Origin of the sequence: Sphingomonas sp. 35-24ZXX, assembly GCF_000786215.1 — a bacterium.
Classification (GTDB): Bacteria; Pseudomonadota; Alphaproteobacteria; order Sphingomonadales; family Sphingomonadaceae; genus Blastomonas.
In genome coordinates this window covers 193,220-215,486 of record NZ_JROG01000008.1, presented here as the reverse complement: position 1 = coordinate 215,486, position 22,267 = coordinate 193,220, and the positions used below count along the sequence as shown (strand labels likewise).

22 protein-coding genes and 1 tRNA gene are annotated in these 22,267 nt (G+C 65.4%); 15 read left to right on the top strand and 8 right to left on the bottom strand.

Annotated features, from left to right (window positions below; translation table 11 throughout):
- Positions 1-101 precede the first annotated feature (101 nt).
- Positions 102-827 (bottom strand): DUF4142 domain-containing protein, encoded by a 726-nt coding sequence (locus LI72_RS19160; protein ID WP_052129991.1) that lies wholly within the window; start codon positions 825-827, stop codon positions 102-104.
- A 71-nt stretch (positions 828-898) separates the two neighbouring features.
- Positions 899-1,336, bottom strand: coding sequence for a response regulator (locus LI72_RS15685; RefSeq protein ID WP_052129987.1), 438 nt, complete (start codon positions 1,334-1,336; stop codon positions 899-901).
- Positions 1,337-1,516: 180 nt separating this feature from the next.
- Here LI72_RS15685 and LI72_RS15680 point away from each other — a divergent pair, with 180 nt between their 5' ends.
- From LI72_RS15680 to LI72_RS19675, 5 genes are all read left to right on the top strand, one after another.
- Positions 1,517-2,233 carry a Crp/Fnr family transcriptional regulator gene (locus tag LI72_RS15680; protein ID WP_052129984.1) on the top strand — a complete coding sequence of 239 codons (717 nt, stop codon included), beginning with the start codon at positions 1,517-1,519 and terminating at the stop codon, positions 2,231-2,233.
- Positions 2,223-3,221, top strand: a complete 999-nt coding sequence (locus LI72_RS15675; RefSeq protein WP_033926860.1) for an HWE histidine kinase domain-containing protein — start codon at positions 2,223-2,225, stop codon at positions 3,219-3,221. Before LI72_RS15680 ends, LI72_RS15675 begins: the two co-directional genes overlap by 11 nt.
- A gap of 202 nt (positions 3,222-3,423) precedes the next feature.
- The gene (locus LI72_RS15670) at positions 3,424-4,041 is read left to right on the top strand and encodes a hypothetical protein (RefSeq protein WP_033926859.1); all 618 of its coding nucleotides are present in this window, start codon (positions 3,424-3,426) and stop codon (positions 4,039-4,041) included.
- A 41-nt stretch (positions 4,042-4,082) separates the two neighbouring features.
- Positions 4,083-5,252 carry a zinc-dependent alcohol dehydrogenase gene (locus LI72_RS15665; protein ID WP_033926858.1) on the top strand — a complete coding sequence of 390 codons (1,170 nt, stop codon included), beginning with the start codon at positions 4,083-4,085 and terminating at the stop codon, positions 5,250-5,252.
- A 34-nt stretch (positions 5,253-5,286) separates the two neighbouring features.
- The gene (locus tag LI72_RS19675; RefSeq protein ID WP_081985093.1) at positions 5,287-5,463 is read left to right on the top strand and encodes a PLDc N-terminal domain-containing protein; all 177 of its coding nucleotides are present in this window, start codon (positions 5,287-5,289) and stop codon (positions 5,461-5,463) included.
- Here the strand turns inward: LI72_RS19675 and LI72_RS15660 are convergent.
- Together LI72_RS15660 and LI72_RS15655 are read right to left on the bottom strand one after the other, a co-directional pair.
- On the bottom strand, positions 5,460-5,996 hold the full coding sequence (locus LI72_RS15660) for a DNA-deoxyinosine glycosylase (protein ID WP_033926857.1): 537 nt from the start codon (positions 5,994-5,996) through the stop codon (positions 5,460-5,462). The two genes, LI72_RS19675 and LI72_RS15660, sit on opposite strands and share 4 nt — an antisense overlap.
- Positions 5,997-6,100: 104 nt before the next feature.
- A tRNA-Gln gene (locus tag LI72_RS15655) sits at positions 6,101-6,174 on the bottom strand.
- Between the two features lie 270 nt (positions 6,175-6,444).
- On the opposite strand from LI72_RS15655, the gene LI72_RS15650 reads away from it, so the two are divergent.
- The 3 genes from LI72_RS15650 to LI72_RS15640 all read left to right on the top strand — a co-directional run bounded on the left by LI72_RS15650 (position 6,445) and on the right by LI72_RS15640 (position 9,698).
- Complete coding sequence (locus LI72_RS15650; protein WP_052130047.1) at positions 6,445-7,608, top strand: Ppx/GppA phosphatase family protein; 1,164 nt, start codon at positions 6,445-6,447, stop codon at positions 7,606-7,608.
- Positions 7,605-8,372: an RlmE family RNA methyltransferase gene (locus LI72_RS15645; RefSeq protein ID WP_081985091.1), complete on the top strand. Its 768-nt coding sequence runs from the start codon at positions 7,605-7,607 to the stop codon at positions 8,370-8,372. Before LI72_RS15650 ends, LI72_RS15645 begins: the two co-directional genes overlap by 4 nt.
- Positions 8,373-8,480: 108 nt before the next feature.
- Complete coding sequence (locus LI72_RS15640; RefSeq protein ID WP_052129983.1) at positions 8,481-9,698, top strand: TCR/Tet family MFS transporter; 1,218 nt, start codon at positions 8,481-8,483, stop codon at positions 9,696-9,698.
- Positions 9,699-9,765: 67 nt separating this feature from the next.
- Here the strand turns inward: LI72_RS15640 and LI72_RS15635 are convergent, their stop codons facing one another.
- Both LI72_RS15635 and pdeM read right to left on the bottom strand, forming a co-directional pair.
- Positions 9,766-12,480, bottom strand: a complete 2,715-nt coding sequence (locus tag LI72_RS15635; protein WP_033926856.1) for a TonB-dependent receptor — start codon at positions 12,478-12,480, stop codon at positions 9,766-9,768.
- Between the two features lie 154 nt (positions 12,481-12,634).
- On the bottom strand, positions 12,635-13,315 hold the full coding sequence (gene pdeM / locus LI72_RS15630; RefSeq protein WP_033926955.1) for a ligase-associated DNA damage response endonuclease PdeM: 681 nt from the start codon (positions 13,313-13,315) through the stop codon (positions 12,635-12,637).
- 80 nt (positions 13,316-13,395) lie between these two features.
- Between pdeM and trhO the strand changes: the two genes are divergently transcribed.
- Complete coding sequence (gene trhO / locus LI72_RS15625) at positions 13,396-14,247, top strand: oxygen-dependent tRNA uridine(34) hydroxylase TrhO (protein ID WP_081985131.1); 852 nt, start codon at positions 13,396-13,398, stop codon at positions 14,245-14,247.
- Here trhO and LI72_RS15620 read toward each other — a convergent pair.
- Positions 14,191-15,300 (bottom strand): fatty acid desaturase family protein, encoded by a 1,110-nt coding sequence (locus LI72_RS15620; RefSeq protein ID WP_033926855.1) that lies wholly within the window; start codon positions 15,298-15,300, stop codon positions 14,191-14,193. The genes trhO and LI72_RS15620 overlap by 57 nt on opposite strands.
- A gap of 147 nt (positions 15,301-15,447) precedes the next feature.
- On the opposite strand from LI72_RS15620, the gene LI72_RS15615 reads away from it, so the two are divergent.
- The 6 genes from LI72_RS15615 to LI72_RS15595 all read left to right on the top strand — a co-directional run bounded on the left by LI72_RS15615 (position 15,448) and on the right by LI72_RS15595 (position 21,418).
- Positions 15,448-16,608 carry a hypothetical protein gene (locus LI72_RS15615; protein ID WP_033926854.1) on the top strand — a complete coding sequence of 387 codons (1,161 nt, stop codon included), beginning with the start codon at positions 15,448-15,450 and terminating at the stop codon, positions 16,606-16,608.
- 142 nt (positions 16,609-16,750) lie between these two features.
- On the top strand, positions 16,751-18,052 hold the full coding sequence (locus LI72_RS15610) for a UDP-glucose dehydrogenase family protein (RefSeq protein WP_033926853.1): 1,302 nt from the start codon (positions 16,751-16,753) through the stop codon (positions 18,050-18,052).
- 25 nt (positions 18,053-18,077) lie between these two features.
- Complete coding sequence (gene wecB / locus LI72_RS15605) at positions 18,078-19,226, top strand: non-hydrolyzing UDP-N-acetylglucosamine 2-epimerase (protein ID WP_033926852.1); 1,149 nt, start codon at positions 18,078-18,080, stop codon at positions 19,224-19,226.
- Complete coding sequence (locus tag LI72_RS20085) at positions 19,223-19,402, top strand: hypothetical protein (RefSeq protein WP_156139643.1); 180 nt, start codon at positions 19,223-19,225, stop codon at positions 19,400-19,402. Before wecB ends, LI72_RS20085 begins: the two co-directional genes overlap by 4 nt.
- Positions 19,403-19,517: 115 nt before the next feature.
- Positions 19,518-20,357, top strand: a complete 840-nt coding sequence (locus LI72_RS15600) for a class I mannose-6-phosphate isomerase (RefSeq protein WP_033926851.1) — start codon at positions 19,518-19,520, stop codon at positions 20,355-20,357.
- A complete protein-coding gene (locus LI72_RS15595) occupies positions 20,354-21,418 on the top strand; it encodes a mannose-1-phosphate guanylyltransferase/mannose-6-phosphate isomerase (RefSeq protein WP_081985088.1) in 1,065 nt (354 codons plus the stop codon). Before LI72_RS15600 ends, LI72_RS15595 begins: the two co-directional genes overlap by 4 nt.
- Here LI72_RS15595 and LI72_RS19155 read toward each other — a convergent pair.
- Positions 21,415-22,245, bottom strand: coding sequence for a LytTR family DNA-binding domain-containing protein (locus LI72_RS19155; protein WP_052129979.1), 831 nt, complete (start codon positions 22,243-22,245; stop codon positions 21,415-21,417). The genes LI72_RS15595 and LI72_RS19155 overlap by 4 nt on opposite strands.
- Between the last annotated feature and the right edge of the window lie 22 nt (positions 22,246-22,267).

Below are 22,267 nucleotides of genomic sequence, written 5' to 3'. Positions count from 1 at the left end.
AAGCCCGGACCGCGCAGCTATCGCCGTACAGCACAGCCTCCCCCAAAAAAATGGCGGCCCCGCAGGGCCGCCAGTGAGTGGAGAAGAAAGCCCCAGGGCCGTTATTGATCCGAAACCGTCCCCGTCGCGCGCGGCTGGCGGTTGGTGCTGGCGCTGCCCCCGGTGGAGCCGGGCTGGGTATCCATCGTGCCGGTCGTCTGGCCCGATGCCGTGCCCCCGGTCATGCCGGAGCCTGCACCCGTGCCGCTGGCGGCCGTACCGCTGCCGTTGCGGCTGAGCATGTCATGATGCTTCTGGACGACCGGCGTCACCTTGGCGGCAAAGGCCTTGAGCCCGGCATCGTCGCCGTTCTGCGCATAGCCCTGATGCAGCGCGAGGGCCTTGCGATGGGCGGTCATCTGCTGCGCCATGTATTCGCGGTCAAACGCCTCGCCGCTGGCCTGTTTCAGCCGATCGAGCATCGCCTGGTGTTCGGCATCCAACCGGGTCGGGACCGGGACGGCAAAATCGCCCTGATCGACCAGCATCTTCATCTCCTGCGAGGAGCGGGTGTGATCTGTCACCATCATCCGGCCGAAATCCTTGACCTGCTGCGACTGGCCATTCTTGCTGGCAAGTTCGCCGGCCTGGATTTCATAGAGATCGGAATTGGCCACCTGCGCGATATAGGTGCCGGTGGGAACCGCCGCCGTTGCCATGTCGGTCTGGCCATCGGTCATCATGCCATCGTCCGTGACGGCGACACCGTCGCCTTCCATCGCGCCGGTGGGCTGGGTTTCGGGCGCATCGCATGCCGCAGCCAGCAGGGCTGCGGACAGTATCATCATGTTTCGCATCGTCACATCCTTTCGGTGGGCTGTCGATGCGGTGTCTTACGTTCGGGGTCGCTTGCGCGAACTTACATAGGCGAGTCTGTCGGCACTTCCGAAGCAGCACGGGCCGCGCGCTGGCGATGCAGCTGCGCAAGCTCGCCCAGCATGTCTGCAAACCCCTGCTGCGAGAGCGGCTTTTCGAAGCGGGCGATGCTCTTGAAGCATCCCGCCATCGGATCGTCGCCATAGCCTGTGCAGAACACGAAGGGGATGCCGTCGCGCTGCAGCTGCTCGGCAAGGGGAAACACCGGCGTGCCGCGCAGGTTGATGTCGAGCACCGCCACATGCGGCACAGGCTGCTGGCGATAGAGTGCGAGAGCAGATTCCAGGGTTGCGGCAGGACCCAGCACCCTGGCGCCGCACAGCGAGAGCCGCCGGGTAAAGTCGTCAGCGATCAGGAAATCATCCTCGACCACGAGCACGCGGCATCCTTGCAGAAGATCGTCCTGGCACCTGCTTCCCATAGACTCCTCCGATAGACTCCTCATGGGTCTGCGGCGACCGGTCACCGCCAACGGTCGCTCATGCGTCATGCAACATACCCGCAAGGCATGCGTACGTTCCCTCGACGACACAGCGACACCCCAGCGGAGATGTGTGCCTTGACGCCTCACGTCACCTATAAATTGCGCGGCTTCGGACCCATGGAATGCGCATCGGAGGACTGGCTGAGCGATCTGGCATCGCGCAACATCCGAACGCTGCCGCCCAGGATTGACCTTCTGCGCCAGGGGGACGGCACCGGGCCGATGCACATCCTGCTCGACGGCTGGGCGATCCGCTACAAGATGCTGGTCGATGGCCGGCGGCAGATCCTCTCGATCCTGTTGCCGGGCGACATCTTCGACATCAACGGATTCATGGCCAAATCGATGGACCATTCGATCGCGTCGCTGACCGGCGTGAAGCTGGCCGTGCTCGACAAGGACGTGCTCGCGACCGCGCGCAGCGACTATCCCGATGTCGAAAAACTGCTGTGGTGCGACATGCACGTCTCTGCCGCGATCCAGCGCGAATGGTCGACCTCGCTGGGCCAGCGCACGGCGCGCGAGCGCATGGCGCAGCTGTTGTGCGAACTGTACACACGCCAGACATCGTCGCATCTGTGCGAGGGCCAGGCTTGCGCCTTCCACCTGACGCAGACCGAGCTCGCCGAAACCCTGGGCATGACCCCGGTCTATGTGAACCGCACGCTGCAGGATCTGCGACGCGAAGGGCTGATCCAGCTCGAAAACCGGACACTGACGATTCACGACCTTCCCAGCCTTGAACAGCTTGCGCTGTTCGATCCCGGTTACCTGAGGATTTGCGAAAGCGACGGCGGGACGGACTTAAACAAGGAGAGAGCCGATGTCCTCTAGCTGGTCAGGCCCTGTCCAGACGCTCAACCACTTTATTGCTACGCTGCCGCTGCTCGTCTGGCGCGCAGAGCGCAGCGGCGCGTGGGTGTGGGCCAGCCCGCGATGGCAGGCGTTCACCGGCCAGAGCGAGGCGGACTATGTCGGCGATGGCTGGCTGGACGCGATTCACCCCGACGACCGCGAGGCAGCGCAGACTGCCTGGCATCTGGCACCCGATCGGCAGAGCTTCGAGGTCGAGTTTCGCGTCCACAACATCGCACAGGACCGCTATTACTGGCACAAGACACGCGCCGGACCGGTGTTCGGCGAAGATGGCACCCTGCTCGAATGGCTGGGCACCTCGACCGATATCGACGACCTCAAGAGATTGCGCGACCAGGAGCGGTCGCTGCTGGGGGAGTTGCAGCACCGCGTGCGCAACATGCTGGGTGTGGTGCGCGCGCTGTCGCGGCGAACGGCGGATCACTCCGCCACGATCGACGAGTTCGTGCTCAAGTTCGACGGACGGCTCAACAGCTTTGCCCGCACCCAATCGCTGTCGACCCGCTCGCCAGCCGGGCAGGTCAACCTTGCCGATCTGGTGTTCGATGAGCTGATGCTGCACCATCTGCAGGACGAGCAGCAGGTCAGCGCCGAGGGACCGGACATCCCCCTGGGGGTCAAGACCGCCAACCTGCTGGGGCTGGCGATCCACGAGCTGGCAAGCCATGCCGTGACGTTCTCGCCCGATTCGCAGACCTTGCCCCGCGTCATCGTACGCTGGGGGATCGATGACAGCGCCGCAAAGCCGATGCTGGCGCTGACCTGGCGGGAGGACGGGCGGACGCTGGACGATCCCGACCAGGCGCTGGCCGCGCTGGCGCGCGATCTGCTCGAACGCGCCCCGCAGTACGAGCTCGATGCCGAAACCCGGCTGGAATCGCGGCCATCCGGGCTGGAGTTCCAGGTGCGGGTGCCGCTGGCGCGCGCGCAGGACCGGGACAGTTGACGCGACCGAACCTGAAGACGGGCCCGGAAGCGCCGCCGCCGAGAATTCTCGCGCCATACCAACCCATGTGATGATGGCGGCGTCCGGGTCGCTCTAGGCGTGGTGCCGACACGGTGCCTGAACCCACCCCCCGACAAGCCTTGACGGCACCGTGTCACTATCGGGGGCATCCTGGAACGAACCGACAAGGACTTTGCAAGCCATGAACCTTGCCAACTGGGCCCGTTATGGACTGGCCGCCACGCTGGCCACCGCCGCAGGCAGTGTCCTCTTCTACAACCGCCAGGCCGATTCCAGGCAGCGCGATGCCGCGCCGGCTCGCTCGGCGCGCCGCGCGCGGCATATCGATGGCTATCGTGTCACCGGCGCGGTCGTCTCGATCCGCGCCACCGCAGAGCAGATCATCGATTGCTGGCAGACCAATGCCGACCTTTGGTCGAAGCTGGAATACCTGCCCTTTCCCGAAGGCAACCAGCCCGATCTGCTGCTGCCGCCTGCCGAATTGCGCGACATGGCATCGCTTCCGATGCTGATCCGCATCGGGACGACGCGCCCGGGCGAGCTGATCGCCTGGCGGTCCGAAGGCGAAGGCTTTGCCGACATGCATGGCCGGCTGAAGCTGACCGACAATGGCACCAAGGGCATGGCTGTCGAGGTCACGATGGCGGTGCGCCCGCCGGACTTTGGCTCGGCGCTCAAGACCGAGGCGATGATGGCCGAGGCGCTGGAGCTGGGCCTGTTGCGGGACCTCAGGCGCCTGAAGATGCTGATCGAGGCGGGCGAGATCGCCACCGCGAAGATGCGCCCCGACGCCGCCTGACACCGGGCCGGCCCCACCACTGAAATTTTGAGGAACTCCCCATGCGAGCAGCCACCTTTCAGGGCAAGGGCGACATCGATGTGCGCCACATGCCCGACCCCAAGATCGTCAATCCGCGCGATGCGATCATCGAAGTCACCTCGACCGCGATCTGCGGATCCGACCTGCATCTGTACGATGGGGTGATCCCCGGCGTGGAGAAGGACGACATATTGGGCCATGAATTCATGGGCCGCGTCGTCGATGTCGGCCGGGAGAGCACGCTCACCATCGGCCAGCGCGTCGTCGTTCCCTTCACCATCTTCTGCGGCCATTGCTTCCAGTGTTCCGAGCAGCGCTACAGTGCCTGCGACAACAGCTGCCCGGTCGAAGATCAGGAGGTGGCGGAAAAGGCCTTTGGCTATCCGCTGGCCGGCATGTTCGGCTATTCGCATCTCACCGGCGGCTATGCCGGCGGGCAGGCCGAATATGTCCGCATCCCCTGTTCCGACGTGCTGCCGCTGGTCGTGCCCGAGGATATTCCCGACGAACGGCTGCTGTTCCTCTCCGACATCCTGCCCACCGGCTGGATGGCGGCACTCAACGCGGAGATTGCGCCGGGCGATACCATTGCCGTCTGGGGCTGCGGCCCGGTCGGACTGTTCACCATCCTCAGCGCCTTCCAGCAGGGCGCCGGGCGGGTGATCGCAATCGATGGCGTGCCGGGTCGGCTCGCCATGGCAGAAACCCTCGGGGCAGAGCCGGTCAACTTCCATGAGACCGACATCCTCGATGCGCTCAAGCAGATGACCGGCGGGGTCGGCCCCGATGCGGTGATCGACGCGGTCGGCATGGAAGCGCACGGCTTTTCGGTCGACAATATCGCCGACAAGATCAAGCAGACGGTCGGGATGGGACAGGACCGCGCGCATGTGCTGCGCCAGGCGATCATGGCCTGCCGCAAGGGCGGACGCGTTTCGGTCCCCGGCGTCTATGGCGGCAAGGCGGACCTGTTTCCGCTGGGCGCGATGATGCAGAAAGGCCTGCAGCTGCGCACCGGACAGACGCATGTGCGCCGCTATACCGGCGAGCTGCTCGAGATGATCGAGCGCGACGTCATCGACCCCAGCTTCCTGATCAGCCACCGCCTGCCGCTCGACGATGCGGCCAGGGGTTATCGCAATTTCCGCGACCATCAGGACGAATGGATCAAGGTCGTTCTGCAGCCCTGATCTGGCCCCTTCCCACCCCCTTCGGAGACCCAATATGGACTATATTTTCGGCGTCATCATCCTGATCCTCGACATTATCGCGATTCTTAGCGTCTGGTCGAGCGGCGCCAGCATGGTGTCCAAGCTGCTGTGGACCTTGCTGATCCTGATCCTGCCGGTGATCGGCCTGATCGCCTGGTATTTCCTCGGCCCCAAGCGCGGGCGGATCTAAACCGCAATCGCGTCCCCGCGGCCTGGCGGCCTCTCGACAAAGGCCGCCAGCGCTCGCCATGCCTGCGCCTTGTCGGCAAAGGAAAGCGTGTACGCCGGGCTGCTGGACGGCAGCGCCACGATGGGCAGATCGCGGCCGCCCAGCAGACGCTGCGCGGTCGCCGCCGATAGCGCACCATTGCAGGCGATCGCGCGCAGATCGGGCAGCCTGTCCACCAGGTTGGCGAGCGGGTTGGCAACCGCCGCGCGGATATCCGCATCCAGGCTCGATTCCCGCCGCGCCGACGCAATGACATCCCACAGCCCGATCCCGCAGCCACGCAGCTGTGCCAGCCGTTCGGGGTAATCCAGCGCCTGCAGCGATTCGCCGGTCGCCGCTTCCATCAACCTCCAGAACTGGTTGCGCGGATGCGCGTAATAGCGTTGCGCCGCCAGCGAGGCCCGGCCGGGCAGGCTGCCCAGCACCAGCAATGTGCAGCGCTGTGGCAGCACCGGGGGAAGACCGGTGACCGCCTCGGGAATCGGTGATGTCATGGACGAACCCTATCCACCCATGCGCCCGCACCCAAGGCAGCAGCCCACACCGGTGCGTGGGACCGGGTCAGGCAAGTGATTCGCATGGCGTAAAAGGCTGGGAATGGATGCCCCCCAAGGATTCGAACCTTGATTAACGGAGTCAGAGTCCGTGGTCTTACCATTAGACGAAGGGGCAATAGAGGCGTGGCAAATAGGCGTGTCGGCAAAACCGGTCAAGACCCAAAAAGCGCCTATCGGGCGGCGCGCTTGCGCGTTCATCGCAAATTGGCTAACCTTGGTCCCAAGTACCGGCGATGTGCGGGCGTTTTGGCTGCGCGGGACCACCGGATGAGAAAAAGAGCAACTTGGCATGGTGGAGCGACCCACACCGTTGCCGCAGCCCGGTCCGCAGGTGACCCCGCCCCAGGATGGCGGATCCGTCTCCGGCAATCAGGCAAAACCCGCCGTGAACGGCCGGAATGCGGCGAGACAGCGAGGCAGACGGCAGGCAGGCGCCGCCGCTGGTCCTTCCGGATCCAAATCCGGCAACACCCCTTCCAGCGCGCAGCCCGCCAGCGGCCCGCGTGCGCGCAGCGCCGACAAGAACGACCGGGGCGGCTGGAATGCCCGCCGCGCCTATGCCGCGATCGACCTTGGCACCAACAACTGCCGCCTGCTGATCGCCAAGCCCGCGGCTGACGGCTTTGTCGTCGTCGATGCCTTTTCGCGCGTGGTCCGGCTCGGCGAGGGCCTGGGCCAGAGCGGACGGCTGAGCGATGCCGCGATGGACCGCGCAGTCGCTGCGCTTTCGATCTGCGCCGACAAGCTGCGCCGCCGCCATGTCGCGCTGGCGCGTTCGGTCGCGACCGAGGCGTGCCGCAAGGCGACCAATGGCCCCGATTTCATCGAGCGGGTGCGGCGCGAAACCGGCATCGTGCTCGACATCATCACCGCCGAAGAAGAAGCACGGCTGGCAGTCTTGGGCTGCCATATCCTGCTCGAGCCCGGCGACGGCCCGGCGCTGATCTTCGACATCGGCGGCGGATCCACCGAACTGGTGCTGGTCGACAGCTCCGGCCCGGTGCCCGATATTCTCGACTGGAAAAGCGTGCCCTGGGGCGTGGTCACCCTGACCGAGACCGAGCGGTTCGATCCCGACGATTCGGTCGAGCGCGCCGCCGCCTATGCGCGGATGCGCACCCGGGTGATGGACGGCTTTGCCGATTTTGCCGCGCGCCTGCCCGATCTGCCCAATGCCGAACGCCGGCTGCTGGGCACCAGCGGCACGGTGACGACGCTCGCCAGCCTGCATCTCGACCTGCCCTGCTACAACCGCGATGCGATCGACGGGCTGATCGTGCCCTCCGAATCGATGCGCGCGATCAGCACACGGCTGGCTGAAATGAGCCTGCAGCAGCGCCGCGACCTGCCGTGCATCGGCAAGGAACGCGCCGATCTGGTGGTCGCGGGCTGTGCGATTCTCGAATCGATTCTCGACATCTGGCCCGCGGTGCGGCTGGGCGTGGCCGATCGTGGCATCCGCGAGGGCATCTTGCGCGCGCTGATGGGCCGCGATGCCCCGCACCCCGTCCCCGGCGTCACCAGCACCAGACAGGAGCACCGCGCATGAGCGGCGACGATAAAGGCAGCGGCGGCGGAAAGGACGGCGGGGGCAAGATCCCGGGCGACAGCCGTCGCAAGGCCAGCGGCCGCTATGGCGATGGCCTCAAGCAGCGGGTGAAGACCGCGCGTGGCCGCACGGCCTCGTCCAACCGCTGGCTCGAACGCCAGCTCAACGACCCCTATGTCCGCAAGGCCAAGGCGGAAGGTTATCGCAGCCGCGCGGTCTACAAGCTGGTCGAGCTCGACGAGAAGTTCGCGCTGGTGCGCAAGGCCCGCCACGTGATCGATCTGGGCATCGCGCCAGGCGGCTGGGCGCAGCTCGTCCGCCGCATCAACCCCAAGGCGGCAGTGGTGGGCATCGATCTGCTGCCGGTCGACCCGATCGAGGGGGTGACCATCTTCCAGATGGATTTCATGGCGGATGATGCGCCCGATCGGCTGATCGAAGCCTTGGGGGCGCAGCCCGACCTCGTCCTGTCCGACATGGCCGCCAACACCGTGGGCCACAAGCAGACCGATCATCTGCGCACCATGGGGCTGGTCGAGGCGGCAGCGCATTTTGCCGTCGAGCATCTGGCCGAGGGCGGAGCCTTCGTTGCCAAGGTGCTGGCAGGCGGCACGGACAACGACCTGCTCGCGCTGCTCAAGCAGCATTTCAAGACGATCAAGCACGCCAAGCCGCCTGCCAGCCGCAAGGGCAGCAACGAATGGTATGTCGTCGCGCAGGGCCGCAAGCGGCGCACGGCAGACACAGGCTCCGAAGAGGAATAACGCCAGCGGGGGCGGGGCAGCACCGTCCGCGGAAGATCGCGCCTGCCCGGCTTGACGCACGTCGGTGTTGCCGCTCTTTTCATCTCCCTGTTGCTGGGAGGGCGTGCCGTGATCAATCGCAACCTGATCGTGCTGGCTTCGATCGTGTTCATCGACATGGCCGGCATCGGGCTGATCGTCCCGGTGATGCCATCGCTGATCCAGACGCTGACCGGCGAGGGCATCGATCGCGCCGCGACCTGGGGTGGCTGGCTGCTGTTCACCTATGCCGCGATGCAGTTCCTCTTCGCCCCCGTCATCGGAGGGCTGAGCGACCGGTTCGGCAGGCGGCCGGTGCTGCTGGGGACACTCGCGCTGCTGGGCGTCGATTACGCGCTGATGGCCGCCGCGCCGAACATTACCTGGCTGTTTTTAGGGCGTCTGGTGTCGGGGATCATGGGGGCCAGCTATGCCGCCGCCAACAGCTGCATCGCCGACAGCATTCCACCTGACCGCCGCGGCGCGGCCTTCGGCATGCTGGGCGGAGCCGGTGCAGCGGGCTTCGTGCTGGGACCGGCGATCGGCGGGCTGATCGGCCAGTTCGGTGACCGGCTGCCGTTCGTCGCCGCAGCCGTGCTGTGCATGCTGGGGGTCCTGTTCGGCCTCGCCAATCTGCACGAGACGCTCGATCCGGCGCGGCGGCGGCGCTTCGATCCGTTCCGCTCCAACCCGTTCGGCACCCTGGCGCGGATGGCGCGGATCCCGCTGGTCATCGGCTGCCTGGCCGCGATCTTCCTGATGCAGCTCGCCAGCCAGTCGCAGCTGTCGGTCTGGGCCTATTACGGCACGGCGAAGTTCGGCTGGACCCCCGCGATCACCGGGATGACGGTGGCCTTGTTCGGCAGCCTGCTGGTGCTGACCCAGGGCGTGCTGTCGGGCCGGATGATCGCGCGCTTCGGCCCGGTGCGCACCGCCACGGTGAGCCTGGCCTTCGCGGTGCCCTCGTTCCTGATCCTCGCCTTTGCACCCAGCACGCCGGTGGTGATTCTGGGCATGATCATCGGGTGCGTTCCGGGCATGTGCTTTCCCGCGATGCAGCAGCTGATGAGCCCGCGCATTTCCGAAGACGCGCAGGGCGAACTGCAGGGCGCGATCGCCAGCGTCATCAGCCTGACCGCGATCATCGGCCCGCCGGTGATGACCGGGGTGTTCGCCGCCTATGCCGACGATTCCGGGCTGCTGTTTCCCGGAGCGCCCTTCATCCTGGCCGCCGCTCTGATGGCAGGCGCGGTCGCCGTGCTGACGATCACGCTCGCGCGTCACGGTCAGGCCCAGGCAAGCGCTTAGCGCAGACAGCAAAAGGCCCCGCTCGCGGCTGCGAACGGGGCCCTTTGTGCTTATACTGCCTGCTGGATCAGAAACGTCCGCGCAGGGTCAGACCGTACGTCCGCGGTTCGGCCAGGAACGCCGAGAAGATCTGGCGACCACCGGGGAACTGCGGATCGACAAACGGCGCACTGGTCGTGCCGGCCTGGAACGGCGTGTTGAACGCAACCTGCGTGTAGTTCACGTCGAACAGGTTCTGCGCCCAGAGCTCGACCGCCCACTTCTGGTCGGGACCGCGGATGCCGACGCGGGCGTTGACCAGCACGAAGCTGGGCTGTTCCTTCTGGCCGAACAGGTCAGAGCCGGTGTTGTAGCCTTCGGTCATGCGGGTATCGACATAGACCAGGCCAGACAGGCCGCTGTCGCCGATATCGGGGGTCCAGGCCATCGAACCGGTGAAGGTGAGTTCCGGTGCGTTCGACAGATTGTCGCCCGGCAGCTTGCGCAGAGCGGGATCGAGCGGTGCACCGTTCTTGTTGCCGACCAGATTGTCGCGATATTCGGTCTTGGCATAGGTGAGACCCGCATTGACGGTGAAGTCGCGCGCCGGACGCACCGATGCTTCCAGTTCGACACCCTGGGCCCGGACACCGTAGCTGACGTCGCCAGCAGCGCAGCGACCGGTCGTGGCGCTGAGATCCCGGTCACCGCCAGCCAGATCGGCGGTGCAGCCATTGACCGTCTGCACCAGGAACACGGTTCCGTTGAAGGTGTTCAGCTGGAAGTTCTCGAACTCCTGACGGAACAACGCGACGTTGATGGTCAGAGGTCCGCTCGAATATTTCGCGCCCAGTTCATAGGCATCGACGAATTCGGGATCGAACTGCAGGCCCTGGACCAGCGCCTGGGCACCGCCGACCGAAGCAAAGGTCGGGATCGGGCTCTTGAGCGCGGAGCGATCCAGGTTGAAGCCGCCTGCCTTGTAGCCGCGCGAGAAGCTGCCATAGAACAGCAGGTCGTCGATGGGCTTCCACGAGAGGACAGCGGTGCCGGTAAATTCGCTTTCCTTGCGGCGATCGTTGATCGAGACACCGTTCAGTTCAGCCGTCGAGTTGCCCTGGCAGGACAGGCCGATGATGCCACCCGCCGTGGCAGCCAGCGCCGGATTGGTCAACAGGCTGCTCAATGCAGCCTGATTCTGCACGCAGGCAGTGTTGTCATTGCTGAAGGTAGCGGTGAAACGCTTGCGCTCGTTGGTATAACGCAAACCCAGCGTCAGATCGAGCTTGTCGGTAAAGTGGATGATGTTGTGCGTGAAGAACGCATAGTTGCGGCTGTTCTGGAAATAGCGGTCGCTGAGCGATCCTCTGTCGTTGATGCTGTCCAGCCGGTCGATCCCGGCATAGATAAGCGGTGAAGCAGCACCGAACAACGCCGGGCGGGCCGCAAGGCATCCTGCCGAACCTGGGGAGTACAGCGCGCCCAACGCGCCCGAAACCAGGCGGCAACTGGCAAATCGGCCATATTGCGAACCAAAGCGCAGGTTGTCGCGCACGGTCAGGTCTTCATCTGCATAATAGGCGCCAACCAGCCAGTCGAGTGCACCGTCGAATGCTTCGCCCTGCAGGCGCAGTTCCTGGCTGAAAGTCTTGAACTGACGGAATTGGGCATCCTCGTCATCGGCGCGGTACAAGATGTCCACAGCACTGTAATCGGTGTCCGATGCCTGGCTGTTCTTGTACTCGCGATAGCCGGTAATCGACGTCAGGCTGGCTCCGCCCATATCCCAGTTCACTTCGAGCGACACACCGCCGTCGGTCGTGCTGCCATCATAGGTCCGGCCACGCGTGACGAAGGTCTGACGATTGAACGGATTGTTGAACGAAGACAGTGGCTGTCCCATGTCGCGCAACACATTGATGATATTATTGCCGTTTGCCTGCAATGGAGTGAGAGGCGTCGACGGCTCGTTGAGATCACCGATCAGCGGGTTGAAGTCACGGCCGAGATAGACCGCGCCGCAGCAGCGCTCGTCACGATTGGTGTAGTCGGCGATGAAGCGGAACGAGACGGTGTCGACCGGCTCCCAGAGCAGCTGACCCTTGACGAAATACCGGTCACGGTTGCCGAGATCGACATTGTTGGTGACGTCCCGCAGGAAGCCGTCGCGCTTTTCGTATACGCCGTCCATACGCGCCGCGAGCGTTTCGCTGATCGGCCCGGTGATGCCGCCGGCAACGCGGATGTTGTCGTAATTGCCATAGGTGGCTTCGCCGAAGCCGCCGAACTCGAATTCAGGCTTTTTCGAATAGACCGAGATCAGACCTGCCGAAGCGTTGCGGCCGAACAGCGTGCCCTGGGGTCCGCGCAGAACCTCGACCCGGTCGATTTCACCCAGTTCGTTGAGGCCGATACCCGAGCGCGAGCGGTAGACGCCGTCGATGAACACCGCGACCGAGCTTTCGAGGCCGGGGTTGTCGCCCACCGTACCGATACCGCGGATACGCGCCGAACCATTGGCTTCGTTGCCGGTCGACGACACGAGCAGCGAGGGGACCACCTGGTTGAGCTGGCGGATGTCATTGGCGCCGGTGTTTTCCAGCGTCTCGGCGTTGACCGCGGATACCGCGACCGGAACATCGGAGAGCAATTGCTCGCGGCCCTGCGCGACGACGACGATCGTGTTGCTGTCATTGGTCTGGTCATCTGCCGCTTCCTGCGCCAGCGCCGGGCTGGTCATGGCCACGAGGCCTGCAGAAAGCATGAAGGACAAACGGCTGGTCTTGCCGAAGCGCTTGGGCATATCTCTCTCCTGATGTTGGTCTTGTATGACGGTCATTTTGCCGTCTTGACGTGAACGTTAGACCAAACTTGCCAGGTTTCCAGCGTTTGCGCGGGGTCCCCACAAAAATGCAGGGGATTGTCGCAAAAACGCAACACCGGTTATCTAGTCGATGTCAGGCCCGCAATTCTGGGGTTTTTTGCAAGTCGAAGGCAAGCGCCTTGCTTTCCGTAGCGACAATCGCCTGCGGCGCAGGCCCCATCACCCCCAGAATGGCCGAATCATCGGCATCCAGCCCGCCGGTGAGCGATCCGAAGGCCGGCAGGATCAGCCGACCCTGGCAGCGCACGAAACAGGGTCGCGAGACGCTGCGCCCGCGCAAACGCACCCTGAGGCGCGGGTGGAAATGCCCGGAAAGCTCAGGAACGCTGGCGTGCGATTCGGCCCGGTGACGCAGCGCCACCCCACCCAGCACGGCCTCTTCTGCCACCCGCCCGCCAAAGCCCCGCTCGAGCGCGCTGTCATGGTTGCCGGTGATCCAGTGCACCGCGACGCGGCGCGACAGCGCTTCGAGCCGCTCGGCGAGGGCCGGGTCGAGGCGAGAAGCACCGTCGCTGTCGTGGAAATTGTCGCCGAGGCACCACAGGCTGGTGGCGCCGGACGCATCCAGCGCGCGCTCCAGCCGGTCGAGCGTGGCGGCGCTGTCATAGGGCGGCAGCATCTGGCCGCGGCGCGCGTACCAGCTCGCCTTTTCGAAATGCAGGTCGGCAACGAACAGCGCTCCTTCGCCCGGCCAGTAAAGCGCCGCGCGATCGACGATGACGAAATCCTGCCCGGCGAACGAAAGGGGAACCATGGACCCGCCATGCCGCAGTCCGGCGAGCGGCGCAAGCCTGAGCATTGGCATCGGGCGGCGGTGTGGATTATGGGCGGGGCATGACCCAATCTCCCGACTATCCAATCACCGTGGCGGCGCTCTATCATTTTGCACGGATCGAAGACCCTGCCGCCGTCCGCGCGCCGATCGAGGCGCTGTGTGCGCAACACGGCCTGTGCGGCACGCTGCTGCTCGCGCACGAGGGCATCAACGGCACCATTGCCGGATCCGCCGTCGGCGTTGCCGCCGCGACCGACCACATCCGCAGCTTGCCCGGCTTTGCTGACATAGAGGTCAAGTATTCCGGCGCGCACGCCGCGCCCTTCCGCCGGATGAAGGTGCGGCTGAAGCGCGAGATCGTGACGATGGGCGTGCCGGACATCGATCCCGTCCACGGCCAGGGCGCCTATGTCGCACCGGCAGACTGGAACGCGCTGATCCGCGATCCGGACACGGTGGTGATCGATACGCGCAACCATTTCGAGGTCGAGCAGGGCAGCTTTGCCGGCGCGGTCGATCCCGGCACCGAACGGTTCAGCGAATTTCCTGCCTGGTTCGATGCCGAAGCCGAAGCGCTGCGCGCCTCGGGCAAGAAGATCGCAATGTTCTGCACCGGCGGAATCCGCTGCGAAAAGGCGACCGCCTATGTTCGCGCCCAGGGCTTCGACAAGGTCTACCACCTCAAGGGCGGCATCCTCAAATATCTCGAGGACGTGCCGCAGGAGGATTCGCTGTTTTCCGGCGGCTGCTTCGTGTTCGACGAACGTGTCGCTCTGGGTCAGGGCCTGGCTGTGCTGGGCGATCCGGTGGCGCCCGAAATGGTCGACCGCCAGCGCAAGCCCCGCAAGCGGGGCCTAGCGGGTCGCGCTGGTCCGGAAGGTGCTGCGGACGAGGCGACCGATCAGGCCTGACAGGCTGCGATAGTTCGCCAGCGCATAGGTCGAACTGCCGGTCAGTTCGCGCGCCAGTCGCCGATGCGCCTCGGGCAGCGCGTGATAGGGCACGCCGGGCAGCAGATGGTGCAGCGCGTGATAGCGCAGACCCACCGGCGCCCACAGTTCGGGCAGCAACCCGGGCGGCGGCACGTTGACGCTGTCGAGATACTGCGCGGTGACGCTCATCACCTCTTCTTCATTCTCCCACAGATGCGCGACCAGCGTGCGCACCTGGTTGAGCACCATCGTGCCCGATGCGACAGCAAGGCCGATCAGGAAGGCACGCAGCGGAATGGTCCCGGCGGCGACCAGGGCGATGAGGCTCATCGCCCAGGCGCTCGCCAGCACTTCGAGCGCCAGCCAGTGGCGGCGCGCCGCGCCTTCGGGCATCACGCGGCGGAAGGCAGGGTTGATCACCAGCCCCGAATAGCGCTCGACCACGATCCGGCGCAGCGGCGGGATCAGCGCCGACAGCGGCGAGAGCACGCCGTAGCGGATGATCAGACCGACAGGGCCGAGCGCGGCCACCGCAACGAACAGCGGCACGGTCCACGGCTTCATCAGCGCGAGCGGCAGATATTCGGGGTCCTTGGCGGTGCCATAGCGGATCCGCTGATGGTGCAGGTTGTGCACCCCTTCGTACATGAAGCTGGGGATCAGCAGCGGAATACCGACCAGAGCGTTCCACCCGGCATTGAACCCGGGGACGGCATCGGGCCGCAGGTGCGTGAGTTCGTGGATGAAGCTACCCGCACGGTATAGTGCCAGCACCGCGACCAGCCCGCACAGCACGGCCAGAGCCACGCCATCGGCGAGGATGGCCCCTGCCAGCGCGCCATAGCCGATCGCGACCGAAGCCAGCATGTCGGCCCAGTAGATGCCCGGCCGTGCCGCGTTGAGATCGCGCGTCAGCGAGGCTGCGGCGCGGATCATCGCCATGTCATCGGGAACCTGGCCGACGACGCGCGCATGGGCGGTGCCCTGCGCAGCAGTGCCGTCGGGTTCGGCGAGGGGGAAAGTGCTAGCCATAAAAATCCTATACTGGTGTCACGCTTAAGCCAGAGCAACGTGGCAGCAACATGGCAACATCTGGCCCGCAATTCCTTGACACAGATCATGTCGCAGCGACAAAAGGCGCGCCGTTCAACAGCGGGCTGACAGGCGAAGGAAACAGTTTTGGCGGACCAGCAACAGATAAGCGTCACGCCCGTCCACGACAAGGCAGGGCTCAAGGCGTTCATCGAAATTGCTTATGAGCTGAATGCGCACGACCCGAATTGGGTCGCGCCGCTGCGCGCCGAAGTGCGGGAGATGTTCAACCCCGCCAAGAACCCCTTCTACGGCCACGCCACCGTCCAGCCGATGATCGCCAGGCGCGGCGGCAAGGTGGTCGGGCGGATTTCGGCGCATATCGATCACCTCGCGCTGACCCAGCCGGCCAGCCAGGGCATGGGCCCAGGCACCGGCAATTTCGGCATGTTCGAAGCAGCGGACGCGCAGGTCGCCCACGCCCTGCTGGCCGCGGCCGAACAGTGGCTGCGCGATCAGGGCATGACCCGCGCGCTGGGTCCGCTCAGCCTGTCGATCTGGGACGAGCCCGGGCTGCTCACGGCCGGTTTCGATTCGCCGCCGATGGTGATGATGGGGCACCACAACCGCGCCTATCGCGGCTGGATCGAGGCGGCGGGCTATACGGTCGCCAAGAAGCTGCTGACCTACGAACTGCCGATCGTCGAGGGCTTTTCCCCGCTGATCCAGCGGATTGTCGCCACCGGCCACCGCAACGAGCGCATCCGCATCCGCAAGGTCGACAAGAGCCGCTTCGACGAGGAATCGGCGATCATCCTGGAGATTCTCAACGAAGCCTGGGGCAAGAACTGGGGCTTCGTGCCGATCACCGATGCGGAGATCGCCTATATCGGCAAGAAGTTGCGCCCGCTGGTGCGCGAAGACCTGATCATGATCGCCGAATATGACGGACGTCCGGTCGCGTTCCTGATGACGCTGCCCGATATCAACGCGGTCATCGCCCCGCTCAAGGGATCGCTGCTGCCGTTCGGCTGGGCCAAGCTGCTGTGGTGGCTGCGCCATACCCGCTCGCCCAGCGTGCGGGTGCCGCTGATGGGCGTGCGTACCGAGCTGCAGAATTCGCGCCTGGCCGCGCAGATGGCGTTCATGATGATCGAGACGGTACGGATCGAGGTCGTGGGCCGCTATGGCGGGGTGCGCGGCGAGCTGGGCTGGGTGCTCGACGACAACCAGGGCATGGTCGCGATCGCCGATGCGATCAACAGCAAGGTGAACCGCGAATATCTGATCTACGAAAAGCCGCTGTGACCCTGAGCGGCATGCGGCCTTCCGTTCAGATCATTGCAACATTCCTGCCGTATCAGCACCCGCCACGGCCCGCCTGACGAATGTTTGACGCCCCTGTTGGCGCCAACTAGACGGGGCACAGACGTTCTGGAGCACTCCTGACATGAAAATTGCGATGATTGGTTCGGGCTATGTCGGCCTGGTATCGGGCGCCTGCTTTGCCGATTTCGGTCATGACGTGGTGTGCGTCGACAAGGATCCGGCCAAGATCGAATCGCTGCTCGCCGGGATCATGCCGATCTACGAGCCCGGGCTGGAATCCCTGGTCGCCAAGAATGTGCGCGCCGGACACCTGTCGTTTTCCACCGATCTGCCGTCGAGCGTGGCTGATGCCGATGCGATCTTCATCGCGGTGGGCACGCCCTCGCGGCGCGGCGATGGCTTTGCGGACCTGAGCTATGTGCGCGACGCCGCGCGCGAGATCGGCGAATCGATTGCCAAGCGCTGCGTCATCGTCACCAAGTCGACCGTGCCGGTGGGCACCGGCGACGAGGTCGAGAAGATCATTCGTCAGACCGCGCCCGATGCCGATTTCGAGGTCGTCTCCAATCCCGAGTTCCTGCGCGAGGGCGCGGCGATCGGCGATTTCAAGCGCCCCGACCGCATCGTCGTCGGCACCGAGGTCGAATGGGCGCGCGGCTATATGCGCGAGATCTACCAGCCTTTGTACCTCAACGAATCGCCGATCCTGTTCACCTCGCGGCGCACGTCCGAGGTGATCAAATACGCCGCAAACGCCTTTCTTGCGACCAAGATCACCTTCATCAACGAGATGGCCGATCTGTGCGAGAAGGTCGACGCCAACATCCAGGACGTCTCGCGCGGCATCGGCCTCGATGGCCGCATCGGGTCGAAATTCCTCCACGCCGGCCCGGGCTATGGCGGCAGCTGCTTCCCCAAGGACACGCTCGCGCTGATGAAGACCGCGCAGGACCATGAAGCGCCGCTGCAGATCGTCGAGGCGGTGGTGCGGGTCAACGACCTGCGCAAGCGCGCGATGGCGCGCAAGGTGATCGCGGCGATGGGCGGCGATGTCGAGGGCAAGCGCATCGCGATGCTGGGCCTGACCTTCAAGCCGAACACCGACGACATGCGCGATGCGCCTGCAATCGTGATCGCGCAGGGGCTGATCGACGCGGGCGCCGAGGTCGTGGCTTATGATCCCGAAGGCATGGAGGCGGCAACGTCGCTGATGCCGGGCGTGACCATGGCATCGGGCACCTATCAAGCGCTCGATGCTGCCGATGGCGCAGTGATCGTCACCGAATGGGACGTGTTCCGCGCGCTCGATCTGCCGCGCGTGCTCAAGACGATGAACGGGAACACGCTGGTCGACCTGCGCAACATCTACAAGCCCGAGCAGATGAAGGCCGCGGGCTTCCATTATGTCAGCGTCGGCCGCTGACCGGCTGAGCAGGGGGCAACAGACAATGGCACGGCGCATCATGGTGATCTTCGGCACCCGTCCCGAAGCGATCAAGCTGTTCCCGGTCATCGCCGCGCTGAACGAGGCTGAAGGGCTCGAGCCGATCGTGCTGGTCACCGGGCAGCACCGCGAAATGCTCGATCAGGTGCTCGAGATTGCAGGGCTGGTCCCCGATCATGATCTGGCGCTGATGCAGCCGGGCCAGAGCCTCGACGAGATCAGCGCGCGGCTGCTGACCGGGATCGGCGGCGTGCTCGACGCGGAAAATCCCGATATGGTGATCGTACAGGGCGATACCGCCACCGCGATGTGCGGCGCGCTCGCCGCCTATTACCGCAAGATTCCGGTGGCGCATGTCGAAGCGGGACTGCGCAGTGGCAATATCTATCATCCCTGGCCCGAAGAGGTGAACCGCAAGATCATCGGCGGTTTTGCCGATCTGCATTTTGCGCCCACCGAAACCGCCGCCAATGCGCTGCGCCGCGAGGCGGTGGCCGACGACAAGATCCTGGTCACTGGCAACACCGTGATCGATGCGCTGCACTGGGTCACCGCGCAGCTCGCGGACGACCCCGCGCGTGCATCGGTGGTTGCGCCGGTCGAGGCGCGCTTTGCCGGCAAAAGGATCATCGGTGTCACCACCCACCGGCGCGAGAATTTCGGCAGCGGCATGGATGACATCGCGCATGCCATCCGCGACCTTGCCGGGCGCGAGGATGTCGCGATCATCTTCCCGGTGCATCTGAACCCGCAGGTGCGCGCCGCGATGCTGCCGATCCTGGGCGGGCTCGATAATGTCGCGCTGCTCGAGCCGCTCGACTATCTCAACTTCACCCGGCTGCTGCAGATTGCCGAGCTGATGCTGACCGACAGCGGCGGGGTGCAGGAAGAGGCGCCGGCGCTCGGCAAGCCGGTGCTGGTGATGCGCGACACCACCGAGCGGCCCGAGGGCGTCGCGGCAGGCACGGCCAGGCTCGTCGGCACCGACCGCGCAACGATCGTCACCGAGGCTACGCGCCTGCTCGATGACGCGTCTGCCTATGCCGCGATGGCGCAGGCGCACAACCCGTTCGGCGACGGCCACAGCGCAGGCCGGATCGCCGATGCCATCGCCCGCTGGTTTGCCACGACCGGATCCGTGCAAGCCGATTGAGTTTCTTTTTCATTGCCGATAGTGCGGATGGCACGGTTCGCGCCCTCAGACGTAATCTCACCACGATCGCCTGTCTTGTTCCGGAAGACTTTTCGCCCATGACCCATCCGATTTGCTCCACCATCTTCTGCGAACAGGACGTGCGCGGCCATGATGGCGGAATGATCGGACGCTGAGCCAGGTCATGTCAGCATTTGCACAACGGTCCGCTGCATGCGGCATGGCGGTCCACCAGGGCACGCCTCCCAACGCCCGGCCGATGATGGCCCGGCAGCGGAGCGATGTATCCGGATGACGCGTCCCACCGCCACCATCAAGCTTGCCACGCGCCAGGTCATCAAGCCCTGGGGTCGCGAGCGGCTGCCTGCGCCATTTTCCAACCCGGGCAGCGACCGGATCGGCGAGATCTGGTTCGAAGCCGAAACCGGGCCCGAGCTTGCGCTGATGGTCAAATACATCTTCACCAGCGAGAAGCTGTCGATCCAGGTGCATCCCGACGATTCGCAGGCCCATACCCGCGGCCGTGCGAGCGGCAAGGAAGAATGCTGGCTGGTGCTCGATGCCGAACCCGGCGCACGGCTGGGGATCGGCACGCTTGGCCCGCTGAACGAGGACGAACTGCGCAGCGCGGCACTTTCGGGCGAGATCGAGGCGCTGATGGACTGGAAACCGGTCCAGCGCGGCGATTTCTACTATATTCCGGCGGGCACGGTGCATGCCATCGGCGCGGGCGTCAGCCTGATCGAGGTGCAGCAGAACGCGGACATCACCTACCGGCTCTATGATTACGGCCGCCCGCGAGAACTGCATCTGGATGAGGGCGTCGCGGTCTCCAGAGCCGCGCCCTATGATGGCAGCCTGCATCGCACGGTGGACTTCGCCGTCGACCAGATGCTGACCGATGGCCCGCATTTCCATCTGGTGCTGACCGGCAGCGGTGCGATCGACCTGCCCGGTCACGGCCCGTTGATGATCGTTCCGATCGACGGAAGGGTCGAGGTGGCAGGCGATGACGGCACGATCACGGCCGAGGCCGGCGAATGCCTGGCGGTGGCGCCCGATACCGTGATTCAGACAAGCCCCGGCGCGCGCCTGCTGGCCGCGCGGGCGTGCAGCGCAGGAACCGCATGACACATATTACCCCTGTCATCCTTTCGGGCGGATCGGGCACCCGGTTGTGGCCGCTGTCGACCGATGCCAGCCCCAAGCAGTTCCTGCCGCTGGCCTCACCCAGGACGATGTTCGCCGATACGCTGGCGCGCACCGCCGATGCGGATCGCTTCGGGCCGGCGCTGATCATCGGTGCAGAACGGCACGCCGCGCTGATGGAGGCGGAACTGGCCCAGCCAGGGTTCGAAGATGCGCGCATCATCCTGGAACCCAGCGCGCGCAACACCGCGCCTGCGATCGCGCTGGCGGCGCTGGCAGCGGGCGGCGGCGATGCCATTATGCTGGTGATGCCGAGCGACCATGTCATCGGCGATCTGCCCGCTTTTCTCGCTGCGGTCGATACCGCATTGCCCGCGGCGGAGGCCGGATGGCTGGTCACCTTCGGCATCACGCCGACGGGCCCTGAAACCGGTTTCGGCTATATCCGCATGGGCGACGACCTGGGCGATGCCGCCGGGGTGCGCAAGGTCGAGCGGTTCATCGAAAAGCCGCCGCGCGACAAGGCCGAAGCGATGCTCGCCGAGGGCAGCCATGCTTGGAACGCGGGCATCTTCCTGATGCGCGCCGACCGTTATCTGGCCGAACTGGCAGCGCATGCGCCCGAGATGGACCGCGCCGCGCGCGCATCGCTCGAGAGCGTCGATCTTTCCGCCCGCTATATCCGCCCGGATGCCGACCAGTTTGCCGCCTGCCCGTCCGATTCGATCGACTATGCGGTGATGGAACGCGCACGGCAGGTGGCGATCGTCCCGGTCGCGTGCGGCTGGTCCGATGTCGGCAGCTGGGATGCGCTGGCCGAGATCGGCACGCGCGATGGCGATGGCAACACGCAGTCGGGCCATATCGTGCTGCTCGACAGCCGCAATACCCATGTCCATGCCGACGGCATCACGGTCACCGCATCGGGCATCGAGGACCTCATCATCGTCGCCAATGGCAGCCATGTGATGATCCTGCCCAAGGGCCGGTCGCAGGATGTGAAAAAGATCGTCGCCGCGCTGCAGGCGGGCGACAAGGCCTAGGCCGAGCCCCAACCCGCGCGGCGCAGCACCGGTTGCATCGCGCGGCTGACCGGGGCGGTCTGGCCCCCCGTCAGGGCTAGCTCCATCCGGCCCGATTGCGCGGATGCCGTCACCACCGCTGCCCGCGCCACCCACCAGCTGCGATGGACCCGGGCACCCTCGGCCTCGCCCAGCAACGCGCAGGCATCGGTCATCCGCATCAGGATGAGATCGCTGCCAAGATCGGTGTGCACCCGCAGATAATGGTCCTCCGCCTCGATCCCCAGCAGGCGACCGGCGCGCAGCCGGTGCGGTAGCTTGTCGGCCAGCAGCGCAGGGATCGCGGGAAGCGCCGGGCCGGGATTCGCTTCGGGCGGGGACGCGATGGCCGCTGGCGCAACCGCTGGCTGCATGATCGGCGGCGGCGCATCCTGGGGCGTGGGCAGACCCTCCGCCTCCGGGGCGGGCCCTGCCGCCGGATCACCCGAACGGGGGTTGGCGAGATAGTTGATCACGGTCATCACCAGCGCAATCAAGAGCACCGCCAGCCAGAACTGCAGCACCACCATCGGCGTGATCATGCCGATGCCGAAGAACATGGCGCTGACCACGATGACGACAAAGCAGTGCGGCACCGACATCAGCAGCGCCACCGCCAGCAACTCCAGCCATCGATGCGCGGACAGCCGCCCCCAATGGCGGACCAGCACGAGCGCGCCCGAGCCGAGCAGCGAACCCGGAACGATCACCGCCGCCCAATAGGCAAGGCGCTGGAGGAACGGCGCGTCCTGGGTTCCCAGCGCACCCAGATAGGCCAGCACCACCGCGGCCACGCTTGCGATCGCCAATCCGCGAAGTGCCTGCGATGAC